This is a genomic window from Nocardioides sp. Leaf307 (assembly GCF_001423135.1).
Classification (GTDB): Bacteria; Actinomycetota; Actinomycetes; order Propionibacteriales; family Nocardioidaceae; genus Nocardioides; species Nocardioides kribbensis.
This window is the reverse complement of record NZ_LMNY01000001.1, coordinates 142,935-165,294: the sequence shown is the minus strand read 5'-3', so window position 1 is coordinate 165,294 and position 22,360 is coordinate 142,935. Positions and strand designations below refer to the sequence as shown.

General features: G+C 75.5%; 15 protein-coding genes. 6 read left to right on the top strand and 9 right to left on the bottom strand.

Annotated features, from left to right (window positions below; translation table 11 throughout):
* Nucleotides 1-33 precede the first annotated feature (33 nt).
* The 3 genes from thpR to ASF50_RS00675 form a co-directional block, all read right to left on the bottom strand.
* Nucleotides 34-627: an RNA 2',3'-cyclic phosphodiesterase gene (thpR, locus tag ASF50_RS00685; protein WP_235557507.1), complete on the bottom strand. Its 594-nt coding sequence runs from the start codon at nucleotides 625-627 to the stop codon at nucleotides 34-36.
* 158 nt (nucleotides 628-785) lie between these two features.
* Complete coding sequence (locus tag ASF50_RS00680) at nucleotides 786-1,538, bottom strand: VIT family protein (protein ID WP_082502611.1); 753 nt, start codon at nucleotides 1,536-1,538, stop codon at nucleotides 786-788.
* A 98-nt stretch (nucleotides 1,539-1,636) separates the two neighbouring features.
* Complete coding sequence (locus ASF50_RS00675) at nucleotides 1,637-2,782, bottom strand: acyl-CoA dehydrogenase family protein (RefSeq protein ID WP_056903171.1); 1,146 nt, start codon at nucleotides 2,780-2,782, stop codon at nucleotides 1,637-1,639.
* A 164-nt stretch (nucleotides 2,783-2,946) separates the two neighbouring features.
* On the opposite strand from ASF50_RS00675, the gene glgX reads away from it, so the two are divergent.
* From glgX to ASF50_RS00650, 5 genes are all read left to right on the top strand, one after another.
* The gene (gene glgX, locus ASF50_RS00670) at nucleotides 2,947-5,178 is read left to right on the top strand and encodes a glycogen debranching protein GlgX (protein ID WP_056903170.1); all 2,232 of its coding nucleotides are present in this window, start codon (nucleotides 2,947-2,949) and stop codon (nucleotides 5,176-5,178) included.
* A 62-nt stretch (nucleotides 5,179-5,240) separates the two neighbouring features.
* On the top strand, nucleotides 5,241-7,637 hold the full coding sequence (gene treY, locus ASF50_RS00665; protein WP_235557506.1) for a malto-oligosyltrehalose synthase: 2,397 nt from the start codon (nucleotides 5,241-5,243) through the stop codon (nucleotides 7,635-7,637).
* Between the two features lies 1 nt (nucleotide 7,638).
* Nucleotides 7,639-9,450: a malto-oligosyltrehalose trehalohydrolase gene (gene treZ, locus ASF50_RS00660; RefSeq protein WP_056903168.1), complete on the top strand. Its 1,812-nt coding sequence runs from the start codon at nucleotides 7,639-7,641 to the stop codon at nucleotides 9,448-9,450.
* A gap of 58 nt (nucleotides 9,451-9,508) precedes the next feature.
* Nucleotides 9,509-11,245 (top strand): ABC transporter transmembrane domain-containing protein, encoded by a 1,737-nt coding sequence (locus tag ASF50_RS00655; RefSeq protein WP_056903167.1) that lies wholly within the window; start codon nucleotides 9,509-9,511, stop codon nucleotides 11,243-11,245.
* Entirely contained in the window at nucleotides 11,242-13,014 is a 1,773-nt protein-coding gene (locus ASF50_RS00650; RefSeq protein WP_056903166.1) for an ABC transporter ATP-binding protein, read from the top strand. The genes ASF50_RS00655 and ASF50_RS00650 overlap by 4 nt, the downstream gene beginning before the upstream one ends.
* A gap of 124 nt (nucleotides 13,015-13,138) precedes the next feature.
* Here ASF50_RS00650 and ASF50_RS00645 read toward each other — a convergent pair whose 3' ends face one another.
* The 3 genes from ASF50_RS00645 to ASF50_RS00635 form a co-directional block, all read right to left on the bottom strand.
* Nucleotides 13,139-13,837, bottom strand: coding sequence for an NAD-dependent deacylase (locus tag ASF50_RS00645; protein WP_200920012.1), 699 nt, complete (start codon nucleotides 13,835-13,837; stop codon nucleotides 13,139-13,141).
* A gap of 100 nt (nucleotides 13,838-13,937) precedes the next feature.
* On the bottom strand, nucleotides 13,938-14,549 hold the full coding sequence (locus tag ASF50_RS00640) for a DUF4333 domain-containing protein (protein WP_056903164.1): 612 nt from the start codon (nucleotides 14,547-14,549) through the stop codon (nucleotides 13,938-13,940).
* Nucleotides 14,550-14,783: 234 nt separating this feature from the next.
* Complete coding sequence (locus tag ASF50_RS00635) at nucleotides 14,784-15,701, bottom strand: 1,4-dihydroxy-2-naphthoyl-CoA synthase (protein WP_056863109.1); 918 nt, start codon at nucleotides 15,699-15,701, stop codon at nucleotides 14,784-14,786.
* 78 nt (nucleotides 15,702-15,779) lie between these two features.
* Here ASF50_RS00635 and ASF50_RS00630 point away from each other — a divergent pair, with 78 nt between their 5' ends.
* Nucleotides 15,780-16,226 carry a nitroreductase family deazaflavin-dependent oxidoreductase gene (locus tag ASF50_RS00630; RefSeq protein WP_056863108.1) on the top strand — a complete coding sequence of 149 codons (447 nt, stop codon included), beginning with the start codon at nucleotides 15,780-15,782 and terminating at the stop codon, nucleotides 16,224-16,226.
* A 62-nt stretch (nucleotides 16,227-16,288) separates the two neighbouring features.
* On the opposite strand, the gene ASF50_RS00625 is transcribed toward ASF50_RS00630, so the two are convergent.
* From ASF50_RS00625 to ASF50_RS19855, 3 genes are read right to left on the bottom strand one after another with little or no spacing between them, the layout of a single operon-like run.
* The gene (locus ASF50_RS00625) at nucleotides 16,289-16,897 is read right to left on the bottom strand and encodes an ACT domain-containing protein (protein ID WP_056863107.1); all 609 of its coding nucleotides are present in this window, start codon (nucleotides 16,895-16,897) and stop codon (nucleotides 16,289-16,291) included.
* Nucleotides 16,898-16,906: 9 nt separating this feature from the next.
* Nucleotides 16,907-18,883, bottom strand: a complete 1,977-nt coding sequence (gene recD, locus ASF50_RS00620) for an exodeoxyribonuclease V subunit alpha (protein ID WP_082502608.1) — start codon at nucleotides 18,881-18,883, stop codon at nucleotides 16,907-16,909.
* On the bottom strand, nucleotides 18,880-22,311 hold the full coding sequence (locus tag ASF50_RS19855; protein WP_056904157.1) for a UvrD-helicase domain-containing protein: 3,432 nt from the start codon (nucleotides 22,309-22,311) through the stop codon (nucleotides 18,880-18,882). The genes recD and ASF50_RS19855 overlap by 4 nt, the downstream gene beginning before the upstream one ends.
* Nucleotides 22,312-22,360: the final 49 nt, after the last annotated feature.

Below are 22,360 nucleotides of genomic sequence, written 5' to 3'. Positions count from 1 at the left end.
CGCGCCGCACCGGCGGGCGTGGTCGGGCCGGCCTCAGCCGCCCAGCGGCAGTGTCGCGAGCACCTCGTGGCGCGGTCGCCCGCGCGGGCCCTCCCCGAGGTGGGACGACAGCAGCGCGACCTCGTCGGCGGTCCACGCCGGGCCGGCGTAGGTGTCGAGCAGCCGGACCCAGTCGAGCACCCCGGCGGGCGCGCCGAGGCGGCCCACGGTCAGGTGGGGTCGGAAGCGCTGGCCCTCGGGCGCGGCGCCGACGTGCGAGGCCGCGCTCCGCACCCCGGCGGCGAGCCGGTCGAGCTCGGCACGCGCGTCGTCGTCGAGGTCGAGGCCCGCCCACAGCACGCGCGCCGCCAGCGGGTCGGGGAAGGCGCCGCCGCCGGCGACCCGCGCGCGGAGCGGCGTACGGCGGGCCGCTGCGAGCGCCAGCGCCTCGACCATGTCGTCGAGCACGCGCTCGGGCGCGGCCGGGCAGAAGGCGAGCGTGAGGTGCACCTGCTCGGCGGCGCTCCAGCGGAAGGGTGCCGCCGCGCGGCGCGGCTCGAGGAACGCGTCGAGGTGCTCGAGCGCCTCCGGTGGCGGCACGAGCGCGACGAAGAGCCGCAGCCGCGCGCCGCGGTCCCGCCCGCTCACGCGCCGTGCCCGGAGGCGGCCGACCGGGCGGGTGGGACCGGCGAGGTCGGCAGCGTCGGCGCGACGGGGAGGAGCAGCGGGGCCGGGGACACCCGGCGATGCTAGGAGCCGACCGCCCGCGGGGTCGACGGGGTTTCCGGCCGGGCCCCGGCGCTCGGTCAGCCGATGCGGGTGCCGAGCAGGGCGCCGACGAGGTAGGTGACGCCCATGGCGAAGAGGCCGCCGGCGACGTTGCGCGCCAGGGCGCGCTGCGGGGGGCCGTCGGAGAGGCGGGCGCTGGTCCAGCCGGTGAGGGCCAGGGCGAGGGCGACCGAGACGACGGTGACCCAGATCCGCAGCGAGGCCGGCACGAGGGTGATGGTCAGCAGCGGGAGCAGCGCGCCCAGGGTGAAGGCGACCATCGAGGCGAAGGCCGCCGACCAGGGGCTGGTGAGGTCCTCGGGGTCGATGCCCAGCTCGGCCTCTGCGTGCGCGCCGAGGGCGTCGTGCGCGGTGAGCTGGCGAGCGACCTGGAGCGCGAGGTCCTGCGAGAGGCCCTTGTCGACGTAGAGCCCCGCCAGCTCGGCCAGCTCGTCCTCGGGGTCCTCGCGCAGCTCGCGCTCCTCCTTGGCCAGCAGCGCCTCCTCGGCGTCGCGCTGGGTGCTGACCGAGACGTACTCCCCCGCGCCCATGCTGAGCGCGCCGGCGGTCAGGCCGGCGACGCCGGCCACGAGGATCGCGGTGCGGTCGGTGGTCGCGCCGGCCACGCCCATCACGATGCCGGCGGTCGACACGATGCCGTCGTTGGCCCCGAGCACCCCGGCGCGCAGCCAGTTGAGGCGGTTGTTGCGGCCCTCGACGTGCGGCTCGTCGGCGTGGGGGCCGGGCTCGAGGGGGAGCCCGTCGGCGCCGTGGTCCAGGTCGATGGTCACGCGCCGATCATGACCCCGGCCGCCGCCCACGACAAGGAAGGCGAGGCTGGGCTGCCCGCCCCCCCCTCGACGGGCCGGCCGGAGCCGCACCGGGGCGCTCAGAGGCCGAGGTCGCGGCCGATGAGCTCCTTCATGATCTCGTTGGAGCCGGCCCAGATCTTCGAGACGCGGGCGTCCTTCCAGGCGCGGGCCACGCGGTACTCGTTCATGAAGCCGTAGCCGCCGTGCAGCTGCACGCAGTGGTCGAGCACGTCGTTCTGCACCTGCGAGGTCCACCACTTGGCCTTGGCGGCGTCGATGGGGGTCAGCTCGGCGCGGGTGTGGGCGAGCACGCACTCGTCGACGAAGGACTGGGTGACGTCGATCTGGGTCACCAGCTCGGCGAGCAGGAACTTGTTGTGCTGGAAGGAGCCGATGCCCTGGCCGAAGGCCTTGCGCTCCTGGGCGTAGACGATGGTCTCGGCGAGGATCTGCTTGGCGTGGGCCAGGTTGGAGACCGCGCAGTTGAGCCGCTCCTGCGGGAGGTTCTGCATCATGTGGATGAAGCCCTGGTCGAGCTCGCCCACGACGTCGTCGTCGGTGAGGCGCAGGTCCTCGAAGAACAGCTCGGCGGTGTCGGACTCGGGCTGGCCGACCTTGTCGAGCTTGCGCCCGCGCGAGAAGCCGGGCAGCGAGGTGGAGACGCCGAAGAGCGTGATGCCCTTGGCCTTCTTCTCCGGGGAGGTGCGGGCGGCCACGACGACGAGGTCGGCGGAGTAGCCGTTGGTGATGAAGGTCTTCGAGCCGTTGAGCACCCACTGGTCGCCGTCGCGCACCGCGGTGGTCTTGAGCGCGGCGAGGTCGGAGCCGCCGGAGGGCTCGGTCATGCCGATGGCCGTGAGCAGCTCGCCGCTGGCCACGCCCGGCAGCCAGCGCTGGCGCTGCTCCTCGGTGGTCAGCTCCACGAGGTAGGGCGCCACGATGTCGGAGTGGATGCCCACGCAGGAGGGCAGCGAGGCGTTGACCTTCGACAGCTCCTCGGTGAGCACCGCGTTGAAGCGGTAGTCGCCGGCGCCCATGCCGCCGTACTGCTCGGGCACCTCGAGGCCGAGCAGGCCCTGCTTGCCGGCCTCGAGCCAGAAGTCGCGGGGCAGGCCCTTGGCCTCCAGGTGCTCCTCGGCGTGCGGGGTGACGGAGCGGTCGACGAACTCCTTCACCGATGCCCGGAACGCCTCGTGGTCCTCGTCGTAGATCGCGCGCTTCATGGCGCCAGGCTACCGGTGGGTAACCGAGGGGTGAAGACACCCCGGGAGAGGGGTGGATCACGCCCTGCCCCCCTCAGGGGTGGGCCTGCTGCCGGCCGGTCGTGCTTTGATCGATCCAAGGTTGGACCCCCACCCGCACCCTCGAGAACCAGCACGGAGTACCCATGGAGATCTGGCCCGGCCACGCCTACCCGCTCGGAGCGACCTACGACGGGAGCGGCACCAACTTCGCCCTCTTCAGCGAGGTCGCCGAGCGCGTGGAGCTGTGCCTCTTCGAGGGCAGCGGCGAGGACTTCACCGAGACCCGCCTGGAGCTGACCGAGGTCGACGCCCACGTCTGGCACTGCTACCTCCCGCAGGTGCAGCCCGGCCAGCGCTACGGCTACCGCGTGCACGGCCCCTGGGCGCCCGAGCAGGGCCTGCGCTGCAACCCCAACAAGCTGCTGCTCGACCCCTACGCCAAGGCGACCACCCACGAGATCGACTGGGACCCCAGCCTCTTCGCCTACGAGTTCGGCGACGAGGAGTCGCGCAACGACGACGACTCCGCCGCCCACATGATGCTCGGCGTCGTCATCAACCCCTTCTTCGACTGGGAGGGCGACCGCAAGCCGCACGTGCCCTACAACGAGACGGTCATCTACGAGGCCCACGTCAAGGGCCTGACCGAGCTGCACCCCGACGTGCCCGAGGCGCTGCGCGGCACCTACGCCGGCCTGGCCCACCCCTCGGTCACCAGCCACCTCAAGCGGCTCGGGGTGACCGCGATCGAGCTGATGCCGGTGCACCAGTTCATCCAGGACAACACGCTGCTCGAGAAGGGCCTGCGCAACTACTGGGGCTACAACACCCTGGCCTTCCTGGCCCCCCACGCCGACTACGCCGCCGCCGCGCGCGACGAGCACGGCCGCGGGATGCAGGTGCAGGAGTTCAAGGCCATGGTCAAGGCCATGCACGCCGAGGGCATCGAGGTCATCCTCGACGTCGTCTACAACCACACCGCCGAGGGCAACCACCTCGGCCCCACGCTGAGCTTCAAGGGCATCGACAACCAGGCCTACTACCGACTGGTCGAGGACGACCAGCGCTACTACATGGACTACACGGGCACCGGCAACAGCCTCAACGTCCGCCACCCCCACTCGCTGCAGCTGATCATGGACTCGCTGCGCTACTGGGTCACCGAGATGCACGTCGACGGCTTCCGCTTCGACCTCGCCTCCACCCTGGCCCGCGAGTTCTACGAGGTCGACCGCCTCGCCACCTTCTTCGAGCTCGTGCAGCAGGACCCGGTGGTCAGCCAGGTCAAGCTCATCGCCGAGCCCTGGGACGTCGGCCCCGGCGGCTACCAGGTCGGCGGCTTCCCGCCCCAGTGGTCGGAGTGGAACGGCGCCTACCGCGACGTCGTGCGCGACTTCTGGCGCGGCGAGCCCTCCCTGGGCGACTTCGCCAGCCGCCTGGCCGGCTCCTCCGACCTCTACGAGCACTCGGGTCGCCGCCCCTTCGCCAGCATCAACTTCGTCACCGCCCACGACGGCTTCACGCTGCGCGACCTCGTCTCCTACAACGAGAAGCACAACGAGGCCAACGGCGAGGACAACAACGACGGCGAGAGCCACAACCGCTCGTGGAACCACGGCGTCGAGGGCCCCACCGACGACGAGGCCGTGCTCGAGCTGCGCGCCCGCACCCAGCGCAACTACCTCACCACCCTGCTGCTCTCCCAGGGCGTGCCGATGCTGCTGCACGGCGACGAGGCCGGCCGCACCCAGGACGGCAACAACAACACCTACGCCCAGGACTCCGAGATCGCCTGGATGCACTGGGACCGTCTCGACGAGCCGCTGGTGGAGTTCACCGCCTCCGTCGCGCGGCTGCGCGCCGAGCACCCGACCTTCCGCCGCAAGCGGTTCTTCACCGGCAACGAGGTGCGCTCCGACGACGGCGAGCGCCTCGACGACATCGTGTGGCTGCACACCGAGGGCCGCCCCATGGGCGACGGCGACTGGGAGGCCGGCGACGCCGAGGGCGGCTGCCGTGCGATCGGGATGTACCTCAACGGCCAGGGCATCGCGGGTCTCGACGCCCGCGGCCAGCGCATCGTCGACGACCACTTCCTGCTCTACTTCCACCCCTGCGCGGAGGACGTCGAGGTCACCCTGCCCCCCGCTCAGTACGCCGAGCGCTGGAGCATCGTCATCGACACCGCGGGCGGCCACGAGCGGGGCCAGTCCCTCGACGCCGGCGCCACCCTGCCGCTGACCGGGCGCAGCGTCGTCGTGCTCCAGCAGCACGCCGACGTCGAGCCCGAGCCCGACAGCTCCGTGGCCGCCTCGGTCAAGGCGCTGACCACCACCACCGAGCAGACCGCCGCCGGCGGTCCCGAGGGCGTCTGATGGCCGGGACCTCCCCCGGGTCCGCACCCGGGGCCACCCCCGCCGGCGGCACCCGGCGACCGGTGTCGACGTACCGCCTGCAGATCACCGAGGACTTCGACCTGCACACCGCTGCGGGGCGGCTGGAGTACCTGCGCGACCTCGGCGTCGACTGGGTCTACCTCTCGCCGCTGCTGGCCGCCGAGCCCGGCAGCGACCACGGCTACGACGTGGTCGCCCACGACCGCGTGGACGAGTCCCGCGGCGGCGCCGAGGGCCTGGCCGCGCTGTCGGCCGAGGCCCGCCGGCTCGGGCTGGGCGTGCTCGTCGACATCGTGCCCAACCACGTCGGCGTGGCCACGCCCACCGACGAGCAGTGGTGGTGGGACGTGCTCAAGCTCGGCCGCGAGTCGGAGCACGCCACCGCCTTCGACGTCGACTGGGCCGCCGGCGACGGCCGCATCCGGATCCCGGTCGTCGGCGACGACGACCTGCCCGAGGGCGACGGCGGACCCATCGGCCACCTCACCCTCTCCCCCGACCGCGGCGAGCTGCTCTACCACGACAACCACTACCCCGTGGCCCCCGGCACGGCCGGCCCCGGCACCCCGGGCGGCGACGACCCGCAGGCCGTCCAAGCGCTGCAGCACTACGAACTCGTCAGCTGGCACACCGCCGACGACGGGCTCAACTACCGCCGCTTCTTCGCCGTCAACACCCTCGCCGCGCTGCGGGTGGAGGACCCCGAGGTCTTCGCCGAGTCGCACCGCGAGATCCGCCGCTGGTTCACCGAGGGCCTCGTCGACGGCCTGCGCGTCGACCACCCCGACGGCCTGCGCGACCCCCAGCGCTACCTCGACGACCTGCGCGACCTCACCGGCGGCGCCTACGTGCTCGTCGAGAAGATCCTCGAGCCCGGCGAGCGGCTCAGCGACTCCTGGGCCACCGACGGCACCACCGGCTACGACGCCCTGGGCCACCTCGACCGCGTGCTCACCGACCCCGCCGGCCAGGCGCCGCTCGACGCGCTCGAGACCCGCCTGCGCGGCCACGAGGTCGACTGGGCCGCGATGATCCACGACACCAAGCGCGAGGTCGCCGACGGCATCCTCGGCAGCGAGGTGCGCCGGATCACCCGCGAGGTGCGCCGGGTCACCACCGAGGCCCCCGAGGCCGCGGTCGTCGACGCCGTGGCCGAGCTGCTGGCCTGCTTCCCCGTCTACCGCTCCTACCTGCCCGACGGCGTCGAGCACCTCGACGAGGCCTTCGCGCTGGCCCGCGAGCACCGCCCCGACCTGGCCGGCACCCTCGACGTGCTGCGCCCCGTGCTCGGCGACATCTGGCACCCGCCGGCGCGCCGCTTCCAGCAGACCAGCGGCATGGTCATGGCCAAGGGCGTCGAGGACTGCGCCTTCTACCGCTGGTCGCGCCTGACCTCCCTCAACGAGGTCGGCGGCGACCCCAGCGTCTTCGCCCTGCCCGTCACCGCCTTCCACGAGGCGATGACCGAGCGGCAGCGGGAGTGGCCCCACGCCATGACCACGCTGTCGACCCACGACACCAAGCGCGGCGAGGACGTGCGCGCCCGCATCACCGTGCTCGCCGAGCGCCCCGAGGACTGGGCCGCCGCGCTGGAGCGGCTGCTGGCCCTCGCGCCGCTCCCCGACCCCGGCTTCGGCTCGCTGCTGTGGCAGGCCGTGCTGGGCGCCTGGCCGGCCAGCTCCGACGGCGCCGGGGTCACCGGCGAGGTGCCCGCCGACCTGCGCGAGCGCCTCCACGGCTACGCGATGAAGGCGATGCGCGAGGCCGGTGACCGCACCACCTGGACCGAGCCCGACGAGGCCTACGAGGCGGCGGTCCACGCCGCCGTCGACGCCGCGATCGACTCCGCCGAGGTCCGCGCCGTGCTCGACGGCCTGCTCGCGCAGGTCACCGGGCCGGGCTGGAGCAACGCGCTGGCCGCCAAGCTCGTGGCGATCACCATGCCCGGCGTGCCCGACGTCTACCAGGGCTCCGAGCTGTGGGAGCAGTCGCTGGTCGACCCCGACAACCGGCGCCCCGTCGACTTCGACGACCGCGTCGCGCTGCTCGCCGAGGTCGCCGCCGACGGCGCCGGGGCTCCGCCGCTGACCGCCTCGGTCGACGACCACGGCGCGGCCAAGCTCCGCGTCACGGCCCGCGCCCTCGGCCTGCGCCGCGGGCGGCCCGAGCTCTTCTCGTCGTACGACGGGGTGCGCGCGAGCGGCCCCGCGGCCGACCACGTGCTCGCCTTCGACCGCGGCGGCGCGGTCACCGTGGCCACGCGGCTGCCCGCCGGGCTCGCCGGACGCGGCGGCTGGCAGGACACCCGGCTCGAGCTGCCGGCCGGCGCGTGGCGCGACGTGGTCTCCGACCGCGTCGTGACCGCCGACGAGCAGGGGCTCGCGCTCGACGACGTGCTCGCGACCTACCCCGTCGCGCTGCTGGTGAGGGAGGACTGACATGACCGGGACCACCGGATCCACGACCGGCACGACCCGCGCACCCGTGCGCGGGCCCTTCGACGTCTGGGCGCCCGTGCCCGACCGGGTGCGGCTGCACGTCGCCGGCGCCGAGCCGGTGGCGATGACCCGCTCCGACGACGGCTGGTGGACCCCCGCCGGCGAGGTGCCAGGCGCCGACTCCGGACCCGTCGACTACGGCTACCTGCTCGACGACGACGACACCCCGAGGCCCGACCCGCGCTCGCGGCGCCAGCCCGACGGCGTCCACGGCCTCTCGCGCAGCTTCGACCCCTCGGCGTACGCCTGGGGCGACGGCGCCTGGACCGGGCGCCAGCTCGCGGGCTCGGTCGTCTACGAGCTCCACGTCGGCACCTTCACCCCCGAGGGCACCCTCGACGCCGCGCTGGGACGCCTCGACCACCTGGTCGACCTCGGCGTCGACCTCGTCGAGGTGATGCCGGTCAACGCCTTCAACGGCACCCACAACTGGGGCTACGACGGCGTCGCCTGGTACGCCGTGGACGAGTCCTACGGCGGGCCCGAGGCCTACCAGCGCTTCGTCGACGGCTGCCACGCCGCCGGGCTCGGCGTGGTGCAGGACGTCGTCTACAACCACCTCGGCCCCTCCGGCAACTACCTGCCGCTCTTCGGGCCCTACCTCACCGAGGGCCGCAACACCTGGGGCGACCTGGTCAACCTCGACCAGGAGGGCTCGGCGCAGGTGCGCCGCTACATCCTCGACAACGTCGCGATGTGGCTCGAGGACTACCACGTCGACGCGCTGCGCCTCGATGCCGTGCACGCGCTGCAGGACACCTCCGCGGTGCACCTGCTGGAGGAGATGGGCCTCGAGGTCGCCGCGCTGTCGGCCCACCTGCGCCGCCCCCTCACGCTGATCGCGGAGTCCGACCTCAACGACACCCGCATGGTCACCCCCCGCGAGGGCGGCGGGCGCGGTCTCGACGCGCAGTGGAGCGACGACTTCCACCACGCCGTGCACGTCGCGCTCACCGGCGAGACCACCGGCTACTACGCCGACTTCGAGCCGCTCGAGGCCCTGGCCAAGGTGATCACCCGCGGCTTCTTCCACGACGGCACCTACAGCTCCTTCCGCGAGGCCGACCACGGCCGGCCCGTCGACACCGCGACCATGCCGACCTGGCGCCTGGTGGTCTGCAACCAGAACCACGACCAGATCGGCAACCGCGCCGTCGGCGACCGGCTCACCGAGCACCTCGACGAGGGCGGCCTCGGTCTGGCCGCTCTGCTCACGCTCACCGGCCCCTTCACCCCGATGCTGTTCCAGGGCGAGGAGTGGGCGGCCTCCACGCCGTTCCAGTTCTTCACCAGCCACCCCGAGCCCGAGCTGGGCAAGGCGACCGCCGAGGGGCGGATCGCGGAGTTCGCGAAGATGGGCTGGGACCCTGACGCCGTGCCCGACCCGCAGGACCCCGCGTCCTTCGAGCGCTCGAAGCTGGACTGGTCGCAGGTCGAGGACCCCGCGGCCGGCGACGGCGTGCACGCCCGCGTGCTCGACCTCTACCGCCGCCTGGTCGCGCTGCGCCGGGCCCGCCCGGAGCTCACCGACCCCGCGTTCGGCGCCACCACCTGCGAGGTCGACGAGGCGGCCCGGCTGGTCACCCTGGGCCGCGGCGCGCTGCGCGTGGTCGCCAACCTCGGCGACCGGCCCGTCGTGGTCACGACCGGTCCGGGCGAGGTGCTCCTGGCCACCGCCGACGGGGTCGCCCTGGACGCCTCCGGCACGCTCACCCTGCCCGCCCACGCGGGCGCGGTGGTCGAGCCGGCCTGACGCGTCCGCGGCACGCCCCACCCGCTCGGCGGCGGACAAGTAAGGCTAGCCTTACCCGGTGCCGACCCCCCCCGCTCCCGCGCCGGCCACCGGCGGGGCGCTGCTGCGGCGGGCGCTGCGGCGCAACGCCCCCCGGCTCGGCGGCGCGTCGGCGCTGATCGCGGTGTGGCAGGTGTGCGAGGCGATGGTGCCGGTGATGATCGGCGTGGTCGTCGACCGCGCCGTCGCCACCGGCTCCTGGTCGGCGCTGGCGCTGTGGGGCGGGGTGCTCTGCGCCCTCTTCGCGACCCTGGCCTTCAGCTACCGCGGCGGCGCGATCGTCGGTGAGGGCGCGCTGCAGCGCGAGGGGCACCGGCTGCGCACGGAGGTGTCGGGCCACCTGCTCGACCCCCGTGGCGCCCGCGCCGACCAGGTGCCCGGCGACCTGCTCGCGGTGGCCACCGGCGATGCCGACCAGGCCGCGGCGGTGCTGCGCCAGGCGTGGTTCGCGGTGGCGGCGGTGGTCGGCTTCGCGGTCACCGCGGTGGTGCTGGCCCGCATCGACCTGGTGCTCACGCTGGTGGTGCTGGTCGGCGTACCGGTCGCGCTGCTCGTCAACCACCTGCTGGCCGGCCCCCTCACCCGCCGCAGCGCGGTGCGCCAGGAGGCGCTCGGGCGCGCCACCGGCATCGCCACCGACCTCGTCACCGGCCTGCGCCCGCTCAAGGGCATCGGCGCCGAGGACGTCGCGCTGGCGCGCTACCGCCGCGAGAGCCACCGCGCCGCCGAGGCCAGCGTCGCCGCCGCCCGCTGGGAGGGCCTGCTGTACGGCGCGACCCAGGGGCTCAGCGGCGTCGTGCTGGTGGTGGTCGCCCTGGTCGCGGGCTCGCGCGCCCTCGACGGGGCGCTGAGCATCGGGGAGCTGATCGCGGTCGTCGGCCTCGCGCAGTTCGTGGCCGAGCCGCTGCAGACCCTGGCCTACTTCGTGGCCCAGCTCGCCCAGTCGCGGGCCTCGGCCGACCGCCTCGTCACGGTGCTCGCCACGCCCCGGCTGCTGCTCGCGGGCGAGGCCGCGGCCACCGGCCCGGCCGACCTCGCCCTCCGCGACGTCCACAGCGGCACGCTGCGGGGCGTGGACCTGCGCGCCGAGCCCGGCGAGCTGGTCGCCGTCGTGGCCGGGGACCCCGCCGACGCCGCCGCCCTGGCGCGGCTGCTGCGCGGCGAGCTGCGCCCCGACCGCGGCGAGGTGCGCCTCGGCGGCACGCCGCTCACCGACCTGACCCTGGCCGAGACCCGCCGGCTGCTGCTGGTCGCCGACCACCAGGTCGACCTCTTCGAGGGCACCCTGCGCAGCAACGTCGACCCCGGCGGCCGCCTCGACGACGAGCGCCTCGCGGCCGTGCTCGTCGCCTCGGCCGCCGACGAGGTGGTCGCCCACTGCGCGGGCGGGCTGGAGGAGCCGGTCACGGTCGGCGGCACCACGCTCTCCGGCGGGCAGCGCCAGCGGGTCGGGCTGGCCCGTGCCCTCGCCGCGCCGGCCCCCGTGCTCGTGCTCCACGACCCCACCACCGCCGTCGACGCGGCCACCGAGCACCGCATCGCCGCCGCCCTCGTCGCGGAGCGCCACCCGGGCGAGCAGGGGGCGGCGGCCGCCACGAGTGGCGCGCCCACGACGCTGCTGCTCACGAGCAGCCCGGTGCTGCTGGCGCGCGCCCACCGCGTCGTGCACCTCGACGCGGGGCGGGTGAGGGCCACCGGCACCCACGCGCAGCTGGTGCGCGACGACAGCGCCTACCGCGAGGCGGTGCTGCGATGACCACCCTGCTCCCCCGCTCCACCCCCCGCGAGGCCGCCCGGCTGACGCTGACCCTGCTGCGCCGTCGTCGCCTCGACGTCGCGCTCACCGCCGGGCTCTACGTGCTCGTCGGGCTGGCCGGTCTCGTCGCGCCCTGGCAGCTCGGCGCCGTCGTCGACACCGTCGCCGAGGGCGGCAGCCGCGACGACGTCGTGCGCTCGGCGCTGTGGATCCTCGGCGCCGCCGTCGTGGTCATGGTCGGCACCGCGCTCGCCACGGGCCGCCTCGCACGGGCCGGCGAGCCGGCGCTGGCCGAGCTGCGCGAGCAGGCCCTCGACCGGGCGCTGCACCTCGACGGCGCCACGGTCGAGGAGGCCGGCAGCGGCGACCTGCTCAGCCGCGTCGGCGACGACGTGCGCCTCGTCGCGCAGTCACTCACCGAGGTGGTGCCGCTGCTCGTGGGCTCGGCGCTCGCGATCGTGCTCACCGCCGGCGGGCTCTTCGCGCTCGACTGGCGGCTGGGGCTGGCCGGGCTGCTGACGGCCCCGGCGTACGTGCGGGCGCTGCGGTGGTACCTCCCCCGCTCCGCCCCCCTCTACCAGCGCGAGCGCGAGGCCAACGGCGTGCGCGCGCAGGCCTTCCTCACCGGCGTGCACGGCAGCCGCACCCTGCGCGCCCACGGGCTCTCCGCCGCCCACCAGGAGCAGGTCGACGCCGCCTCGTGGGCCTCGGCACGGATCTCCCTCGACGTGGTCGGCTTCTTCACCCGCTTCGGGCTGCGGCTCAACCGCGCCGAGCTGGTGGGCCTGCTGCTCGTTCTCGTCGCGGGCTTCCTGCTGGTGCGCGCCGGGGAGGCCAGCGTCGGCGAGGTCACGGCCGCGGGGCTGTACTTCCACCGGCTCTTCAACCCCATCGGCGCCGTGCTCTTCCTCTTCGACGCCGCCCAGTCGGCCGGCGCCTCGCTGACCCGCCTCGCCGGCCTCGCGCTGCTGCCCGCGCGCGTGCCGCCCCACGGCACCCGCGCCGGCACCGACACGACCCTGGAGGTCCGCGACCTCACCCACGAGTACGCCGAGGGCCGCCCGGCCGTCGACGGGGTCTCGCTGCGGGTGCCCGCCGGGCAGCGCGTGGCCGTCGTCGGGGCCAGCGGCGCGGGCAAGACCACCCTCGGCTCGGTGGTCGCCGGGCGCCTCGCCCCGACCCGCGGGGAGGTGCTGGTCGGGGGCCTGGCCGCCGACCGGGTCGTCGCGCCGGGTCGCGCGGGCCGACCGACCGTGGCGCTGGTGAGCCAGGAGGTGCACGTCTTCACCGGCAGCGTGCGCGACAACCTCACCCTGGCCCACCCCGGGGCCGAGGAGGCCGAGGTGGTCGACGCCCTCGACGCCGTCGGCGCCCTCGGCTGGGTGCGGGCGCTGCCCGAGGGCCTCGACACCGCGGTGGGCGCCTCCGCCCACCCCCTCACCCCGGCCCAGGCCCAGCAGCTCGCGCTGGCCCGCGTCGTGCTGGCAGACCCGCTGGTGGTCGTGCTCGACGAGGCCACCGCCGAGGCCGGCTCCGCCGGCGCCCGCGACCTCGAGGCCGCCGCCCTCGCCGTCACCCGTGGCCGCACCTCGCTGACCATCGCCCACAGGCTCACCCAGGCCGCCAGCGCCGACCGGGTGGTCGTCATGGCGGCCGGCCGCGTCGTCGAGGACGGCCCCCACGCCGACCTCGTCGCCGCCGGCGGCCCCTACGCCCGCCTCTGGGCCGCCTGGTCGGGCACCGAGCCCGCTCCCCCCGCGCAGCTGTGACGCCGGGTCGCCTCCTCTGCCGGCCCGTCGTGACGAGCGGCAGATGCGCTGACGGGGCGTGAGCGCCGGGCGGCGCGGAGTGACCAGTGGCGGCGCGAAGTGACCGGTGGCGGCGCGGGGCGGGTCAGTCGGCGGCGGGGCCGAGGAGGTCCTCGACCCAGGCGGGCACGAGGACGCCGGCGGGGCCGTGGCGGGCCTCGCGGAACCACGCGGTGCCCTCGCTGGGCTGCAGGTTGAGCTCGAGGGTGGGCACACCGTGGCGGGCGGCCTGCTGCACGAAGCCGGCGGCGGGGTAGACCGCGCCGGAGGTGCCGATGGAGACGAAGAGGTCGGCGCGGCCGAGGGAGTCGAGGATGCGGTCCATCTCGTAGGGGATCTCCCCGAACCACACCACGTCGGGCCGCAGCGCCGGGGCCCCGCAGCCGGGGCAGGCGGGGTCGCCGCCCATCGGGCCGTCCCAGGGGTGACGGCCCTCGCAGGCCAGGCACCACGCCTTGAGCAGCTCGCCGTGCATGTGCAGCACCCGGGTGGAGCCGGCGCGCTCGTGCAGGTCGTCGATGTTCTGGGTCACCACGAGCAGGTCGTCGCCCAGCGCCTCCTCCAGCCGCGCGAGCGCGCGGTGGGCGGGGTTGGGCACGACGCCGGCGAGCGCGGCGCGGCGTGCGTCGTAGAACTCGTGGACCAGCACCGGGTCGGCGACGTAGGCCTCCGGCGTGGCGACGTCCTCGACGCGGTGGCCCTCCCACAGCCCGTCGGCGTCGCGGAAGGTCGGCACCCCGCTCTCGGCGGAGATGCCCGCCCCGGTCAGCACGACGATCCTCACGGCCGCCACCCTAGGGGGTCCCCGCGCGCGGGTCGCCCCGCCGCGTCCGGGGAGCGACCGCACCTCGACCCGGGAGCCCCCTCGTCCGGGCGTGGGCCGCTCAGCCCGCGTCGACGATGTCGAAGATGACCTGGAGGCCGTCGTTGCCCGTCGACGTCGCCTCCACGGCGCCCTCGCCGTCGGGCGAGGCGATCTCGCAGCGCGAGGTGTCGCCCGCGGTGGCCGAGAGGTCGTCGGAGCACTCGACGGAGTCCACGGTGATGCCCTGGCCTTCGACGTAGTCGGCCACGAAGTCGGCCAGGGCCGCGGCGGTGACGTAGAGGTCGATGGAGAAGTCGACGTCGTCCTCGTTGACGGTCTCCACGGTGGCGCGGATGTTGGTCTGCTGCGGGTCGCCCTCGGCGGTGGCGACGCACTCCTGCGAGGCGCCCTCCTCGGCGTCGAGGTCGCCCTCGCAGGTGACGTCGATGGTGTCGGCGTCGGCTCCGGTGATGAAGCCCGCGACCTGGGTCTCGAGCTCCTCCTGGGCGACCGTGCCGGGGTCGGTGGCGGTGTCGCTGTCGGTGTCGCTGGCGGTGTCGCTGGCGGTGTCGGTGCCGGCGCTGACCGAGCCGCTGCAGCCCGCGGCCAGCAGGGCGACGGCCGCGGCGAGCGCGAGGCCCGCGCGACGGGCGGGCGACGACGTGGAGGGCTGACGGGTGGGACGCGGCACGGGACACCTCGGCGGTCGACCTGGCTGCCCGCGATCGCGGGCCCGCGCCAGTATGGAACCGTCCGCGCCCCCGCCGGGCCCGAACGCCGCGCCCGGTCCACCCGGTCTAGCCGTCCCCCGCTCCGGCCCCCGGACGGGCGGCGCGCGTCCTACTGACCGTTGCGACCTCTACCTGACAGTCATGACGCCCTGCCAGTGGTCGCAACGATCAGTAGGACGCGATCGCGGCGCAGCTCAGTAGTACCAGGGGAAGGGCGACCAGTCGGGCTCGCGCTTCTCGAGGAACTGGTCGCGGCCCTCCTGGGCCTCGTCGGTCATGTAGGCCAGGCGGGTGGTCTCACCGGCGAAGAGCTGCTGGCCCACGAGGCCGTCATCGATGGCGTTGAAGGAGTACTTCAGCATCCGCTGGGCGGTGGGCGACTTGCCGTTGACCAGGCGGCCCCACTCCAGGGCGGTGGCCTCGAGCTCGGCGTGGGGCACGGCGCGGTTGACGGTGCCCATGCGCACGCCGTCCTCGGCGGAGTACTCCTGGCCGAGGAAGAAGATCTCGCGGGCGACCTTCTGGCCCACCTGGCGGGCGAGGTAGGCCGAGCCGAAGCCTCCGTCGAAGGAGCCGACGTCGGCGTCGGTCTGCTTGAAGCGGGCCTGCTCGAGGCTGGCCAGGGTCAGGTCGCACACGACGTGGAGGCTGTGGCCGCCGCCGGCGGTCCAGCCCGGCACGACGCAGATGACGACCTTGGGCATGAAGCGGATCAGCCGCTGCACCTCGAGGATGTGCAGGCGCCCGAGGCGGGCCTTGTCGACGGTCTCGACGGTCTCGCCCTCGGCGTACTGGTAGCCCGCGCGGCCGCGGATGCGCTGGTCGCCGCCGGTGCAGAAGGCCCACTTGCCGTGCCGCTCGGCCGGGCCGTTGCCGGTGAGCAGGACGCAGCCGACGTCGCTGGTGGTGCGGGCGTGCTCGAGCACCCGCAGCAGCTCGTCGACGGTGTGGGGGCGGAAGGCGTTGAGCACGTCGGGGCGGTCGAAGGCCACCCGCACCGTGCCGTGCGCCCGCGCGCGGTGGTAGGTCAGGTCGGTCAGGTCCTCGAAGCCGGGCACGACGTCCCAGGCCTCGGCGTCGAAGATCTCCGACACCCCGTCGATGGCGCTCATGCGGGCAGGCTATCGCCGCGGGCCGCTGCGACCCGCCGGGGTCTGGAATACCGCTGCGCCGCGTGGTCTTCTGGCCCCATGGCACTGAGTGGAGAGTACGAGCCGAGCCCCGAGAAATGGGTCCGCGAGCAGGTCGAGCGCTACGAGGCCACCGGCGGCGCCGAGGCCAACACGCTGCCCGACCGCCCCGACTGGCCGATCGTGGTGATCACCTCGCGGGGCGCGAAGTCCGGCAAGCTGCGCAAGAACCCCGTGATGCGCGTCGAGCACGACGGCGTCTACGCCGCGGTCGCCTCCAAGGGCGGCGCCCCCGAGCACCCGACGTGGTACCACAACTTCCTGGCCCACCCCGAGGTCGAGCTCCAGGACGGCCCCGAGCCCCACACCTACCGGGCGCGCGTGGCCGAGGGCGAGGAGCGCGCCGTGTGGTGGGAGCGGGCGGTGGCGGTCTACTCGCCGTACGCCGAGTACCAGGAGAAGACCGACCGCGAGATCCCGGTCTTCCTGCTCGAGCGCACCGACTGAGACCCGGCCCGCTCGGATCGGCCCAGGGCCGGCGGCTCAGGGCGGCAGGTCAGGGCGGCGGGTCAGGGCCGGGCGATGGTCATGGCCAGGCCGGCCAGGTGGCCGATCCGGGCGACCTCGGAGTCGAGGAACTCCGGACCGCCGCGGCGACCGACGACGACGATCTCGTTGCCCGAGAGCCGGGCGCCGACGTGGATGGTCGTCTCCTCGCCCTCGACCTCGAGGCGCGCCGCGCGCTCGACCTCGACGAAGGGGAGCACGGCGGGGGCCGCCGCGGTGGCGTAGGTGACACCCTGCGAGCGGTGCACCCGCGCGGCCCAGTCGGAGCGGAAGACCACCGGCAGCAGGTCGACCAGCCGGTCGGGGGCCTCGCTCGGGTTGGTGGTGAGGTCCTCGACGGCCTCGAGGTCGAGGAAGAGGTTGCCACCGGCGCCGTAGCGGCTGATCCACACCACCCGCACCCCGGCGAGCGCGTTGCAGGCCGAGACGATGGTGTCGGGCATGGCGGTGGGCGGCAGCTCGAGCAGCACGTCGTCGAGGGCGGTGCCGTCGTGGCGCTTCTCAACGATCTCGATCGCCTCGATGTCGCCCCCGGCCTCACCGATGGCGCCCGCGAGGCGTCCCAGCGATCCGGGGACGTCGGGCAGCTCGACACGCAGCAGGAAGGACACGCCGCGACCCTAGTGCGTCGGTGTTGCCGGCGGATTTCCCGCTGTCCGCACTGCGGGCCCCTCCGCAGCGGGGGTGTCGGCGCCGGCCAGCCGCTGGCGCAGGCCCGTGGCGCGCCGGGCGCGGCGCTCGACGGCGGCCCGCACGGCCGACTCCGTGCCGACCACGCGCACACGCCGACGGGCCCGGGTGACCGCGGTGTAGAACAGCTCGCGGCTCAGCAGCGGGGAGTCCTCCGGCGGCAGCAGCACGGTCACCTCGTCGGCCTGGCTGCCCTGGCTCTTGTGGATCGTCATCGCGTGCATCGTGTCGACGTCACCCAGGCGCGAGGGGCTGAGCTCGAGGTGGTCGCCCACCCCGGCGACGACCGCGCGCAGGGCGGGCCCGCCCCGACCGCGACGGTCGGCCCGCCCCGCGGTCTGGTACTGCGACGTGCGCCCGTCGGGGTCCTCGGGCCCGGCGACCACGACACCGGTGTCGCCGTTGAAGAGGTGCAGGCCGTAGTCGTTGGCGGTCACCAGCAGGGGGCGTCCGACGTACCACTCCTGGCCCCAGCCGGGGCCGACCGGCGTCTCGGTGGCCTCGGCGACCCAGCGCTCGACCTGACGGTTCCAGTGCTGCACGCCGTAGGGGCCCTGGCGGTGGGCGCAGAGGAGCCGGTGGCGCTCGAGCACGGCCAGCGCGGTCTCGACGTCGCCCGCCGCTGCGGCCTCGCGCAGGTCGAGGGCGTGGCGCAGCAGCACCTCACGCAGCAGGGCCGTCCCCGGCCCCGGTGCCTGCGCCGCCACGGCTCCGGGGGGCGCGCCGGCGGCGGTGGGCCCCGGGTCGATCCACTCGACCTCCTCGCCGCCCTCGGCGAGCAGCGCCAGGACGCGGTCGGCGTCGCCGACGCGCACGGCCTCCGCCAGGCGCCCGATGCCGGCGCCGAAGCGGTGGGAGGTGCGCAGCGCGACCACGGCGCCGGGGTCGCGCTCGGCGAGCCCGCCGACGAGGTCGGCGAGCACGGCCCCGGCCTCGACCGACGCCAGCTGGTCGGGGTCGCCCACCAGCACGAGCCGGGCCTCGGGCCGCACGGCCTCGACCAGGCGGGCCATGAGGGTCAGCGACACCATCGAGGTCTCGTCGACGACGATCACGTCGTGCGGCAGCCGGTTGCCGCGGTGGTGGCGGAAGCGCGTGCGCGAGCCCGGGCGCCAGCCCAGCAGGCGGTGCAGGGTGGAGGCGGTGAGCGCGAGCGGCGCGAGGCGCGCCCGGTCCTCCTCGTCGAGGGTCAGCGAGGCCTCGGCCACCGCCTGCTGGAGCCGCGCGGCGGCCTTGCCGGTGGGCGCGGTGAGCGCCACCCGCGGGAGGGAGCCGGTGGCCTCGGCCTGCTCGGCGAGCATGGCCAGCAGGCCCGCGACCGCGGTGGTCTTGCCGGTGCCGGGCCCGCCGGTGAGCACGGTGGTCCAGCGGCCGGCGGCGGTGCGCGCGGCGGCCCGCTGCTCGTCGAAGCCGTCGTGGGGGAAGACCCGCACCTCCGCGGCGCGCAGGGTGCGGTCGTCGACCGTCGGCGCCGCGCGCCCGGCGCGGGCCAGCAGGTCGTCGCGCACCTGCCCCTCCTCGCGCCAGTAGCGGTCGAGGTAGAGCAGGCTGCCCTCGACGTGCACCACCCCGGCGGCGGCCAGCGGCCCGGCCGCGACCCGCTGGGCCCACCCGGTCGCCTCGGGCCACGGCAGGTCGGCGACCTCCGGGGCGGCGGCGAGGTCGGCGGGGTCGAGCAGGTCGGCGAGGTCGACGCAGACCGACCCGTGACGCACGGCCCGCACGGCCAGGGCCAGCGCGAGGCGCACCTCCTCGTCGGTCTCCCCGGCCAGTGCGCTCGCGCGCTCGGCGACGTGGACGTCGGCGGCGGTCAGCACCCCCGCGAGGTTGAAGTCGCGCAGCAGCCCCGCGGCGCCGCGCGCCAGGCGCGGGTCGTGGGGGTCCTCGACGTCGAAGAGCTCGATCACGGCGCACCCGCCAGCAGGTCGGAGGCGGCCACCACGAGCGAGGCGGGCGGGCGCCAGCTGAAGACGCCGGCGGGGTGGCCGTCGACGACGGGGGTCTCGGGTCCGCACATGCCACGGACGTAGAGGTAGGCCACGCCGCCCAGGTGCACCGCCGGGTCGTAGCCGGGCACGCGCCAGCGCAGGAACCGGTGGGTGACCACGGAGTAGAGCAGCGCCTGGAGCGGGTAGTGCGAGTGCAGCATGGCCTCGCGCAGCCGGTCGGGGGCGTAGTCGGCCGCGGTGAGCGGACGGCCGGGCTCGCCGAGCAGGTTGGTCTTGTAGTCGACCACGACGAAGCGCGTCGCGCCGTCGACCTCCGCGCGCAGCACCACGTCGACCGATCCCGAGAGGTAGCCCCGCAGCACCTGCCCGCCCAGCAGCGGCTGCTCCAGCCGCGCGGCGTACGGCGCGAGCGCGTCGTCGGCCGGGAGGTGCTGGCGCAGCAGCCGCCCGAGACCACGCAGGTGCACCTCGGCGGGCCGCCCGCGCACGTCGCCACCGTCGAGCGGGATCTCGAAGTCGAGCTCGCGCAGCCGGTCGCCCAGACCGATGTCGCCCAGGGTCAGCCCCGGGAGCAGCGGGCCGAGCGGCGTGCGGTGCAGCGGCACGAGGGCCTGGGCGAGGTCGTCGGCGGGCACGTCGACGGGCCACCAGCGCAGCTGCTCGGCGGTGTGCCCGCGCAGCTCGGCCAGCAGGTCGGGCGCGTCGGGGTCGGCGTGCTCGAGCACCGCGTGGACCAGGCTGCCGAAGCCGGCTCCGGCGGGCAGGTCGGCCATCGGCGAGACCACGGCCGCCTCGGCGTCCGCGACCGGGTCGCCCGGGTCGAGGGCCGCGGCGGCGTCCGCGGCGGACGCCGCGGCCAGGGCGTCGCCGGCGAGCGTCGCCTCGTCCTGCAGACCGGGCTCCTCGGGCTCGCTGACCACCCCCGGCGTGGCCGGGCCGGACGGGCCCGCCTGCTCCTCCTCGACCCGGATCAGGCCGGAGTAGGAGGTGCGGCGCCACTCGGCGTCGACGGCGCGCCCGAAGCGCCTCAGGCTGAGCGGCGCGTCGTCGGTGGCACGGGCCGTGACGGCGGCATCGGCGACCACCGACTCCTCGCGGGTGGGTCCGCCGAGCTCCTCGAGCAGGCCGAGGACGCGGGTGACGTAGTCGTCGTCGCGCACGGGCTGCTGGTCGGGCACCACCGCCACCCCGGGCTGGCGGCCGAGCAGGAGACGGTGCAGGCCGCCGTCGGCGGTGTTCCTGGTCGGGGCCCACCAGGCCACCACCTGGCCCTGGGCGCGGGTGAGGGCGACGTAGAGGTCGCGCAGCTCCTCCCCGGCGTCCTCGCGCTGGTGGGCGGCGGCGCTCGCGGCCCAGTGCGGCCCGGAGCCGGTGACGTCGAGGGCGCGGTCGTGGCCGGCGTGGAAGCGGGCGACCTCGACGGGGCGGACGAAGGTCTGGAAGAGGAAGGGGAGGTAGCACACGGGGTACTGCAGCCCCTTGCTGCCGTGGACCGTGACGATCTGCACCGCCGCGAGGTCGCTGTCGAGGCGGCGCGGGCGCTCGGTGCCGGCGGTGCGGCGCCGCTCGTCGCGGAACCACTGCAGCAGCGCGGTGAGCCCGAGCTGCTCGCGCACGACGACCTCGTGCATCACCTGGGCGAGGTGGCGCAGGTCGGTGAGCAGCCGCTCGCCGTCGGCCCCGGCGAGCACGCGGGCGCTCAGGCCGCGCTCCTCGGCGGCCTCCACGAGGGCCGCCACCCCTCGGCCGCGCAGCAGCAGCGCCCACCCGCGCAGGGTGTCGGAGACTGCGTCGGTGAGGGAGTCGGCCCGGGAGTCGGCCCGGGGGTCGCCGTCGGCGTCGAGGTCGGCCACGTCGTGGCCGAGGAAGCAGGTGAGCGCGGCGGCCCGCACCCGGCCCGAGCGGTGCGGCTGCTCGAGGCCCTCCAGCAGCGCCAGCCAGTCGTCGGCGGCGGGCGTGGCGAAGACGTGGCCGCCACCGGCGACCACGGAGGCCACCCCGCGCTCGGCCAGCGCGCGCTGCACGAGCAGCCCGTGGTCGCGGGTGGCCACGAGCACGGCCACGTCGGCGGCGCGCAGGGGGCGGCCCTCCCAGGTGGCGTCGGAGGCCAGCAGCGTGGCGATGTCGCCCGCGCAGTCGCGGGCGACGTGCTCGCGGGCGTCGGCGGCGCGGATGTCGCCGGAGCGCAGCAGCCGGAAGCCTGGGCGCAGCACCTGGCGCAGCCGGAAGGGCGAGGAGTGGGGCGCGCCGGCGAGGCGCGGCGGGGCGCCGTCGGCACCGTGGTGGGCCGCGACGTCGCGCACCACGATCTCGGGGTGGCCCAGCGCGGCGCCGCGCAGCACGGTCTGCAGCCGGCGCACGAGCCCGTCGTCGCTGCGCCAGTTGGTGGCGAGGGTCGCGCGGTGGGTGGCGGTGGCGGCGGCCGCGAGGTAGGCGACGACGTCGCCGCCCCGGAAGGCGTAGATGGCCTGCTTGGGGTCGCCGATGAGCACCATGGTGGCGGCGCCGGAGAAGGCGCGGTCGAGCACCTGCCACTGCACGGGGTCGGTGTCCTGGAACTCGTCGACGAGCACGATCCGCCAGCGCGCCCGCATCCGCTCGCGCGCCGGGGCGTCGTCGGCCTCGAGGGCGCCGGCGAGCCGGCTGAGCAGGTCGTCGTAGCCGAGCACCCCCAGGCGGCGCTTGCGCCGGTCGACCTCGGCGCGCACGGCGGCGGCGAAGACGAGCCGGGCGCCGCCCGGCGTGCCCGGGTCGGGGGCGGGCTCGGAGCCCGGGCCGCCGTCGGGCACGAGCCGGGCCTGCGGGTCGCCGACCGCGGCCCGGGCCAGCTCGAGCGCGGTGGCCCGGTCGAAGGGCGGCGCGTCGGGCAGGTGGCCGAAGCGGGCGAGGTAGAGGTCGTCGACGACCTCCACCACGAGGTCGTCGAGCGACTCCACCAGCGTGGCGCCGGTGTCGGTGTCGCCGGCGACCCCCAGGGAGCGCAGCACGAGCTGGCAGAACTGGTGGGTGGTGGCGATGGTCGCGCCGTCGAAGCCGGCCAGGGCGTCGCGCAGCCGGTGGCGGCGCTCCGCGCGCTCCGCGTCGTCGACGGGCGCCGACGCCGTGCCGTGCACGAGCAGCGTGAGCAGGGCGTCGTCGGGGGCGACGCCCGCGGGGTCGCCGAGGGCGCGCTCGGCCGCCACCAGCTGCTCGCGCACCCGCTCGCGCAGCTCCTGGCTGGCGGCGCGACCGAAGGTGATGACCAGCATCTCGTCGAGCCGCGCCCGGCCCTCCGCGACGTAGCGGGTCACCAGCGCGCCCACGGTCCACGTCTTGCCGGTGCCGGCGCTGGCCTCGAGCAGGGTGGTGCCGGTCGGCAGCGGGCCGGTCACGTCGAAGGGGGCCATCGCGCCGCTCGTGCCCGCCCCGGGGGCGGCCCCGGGACCGACGCCGTGG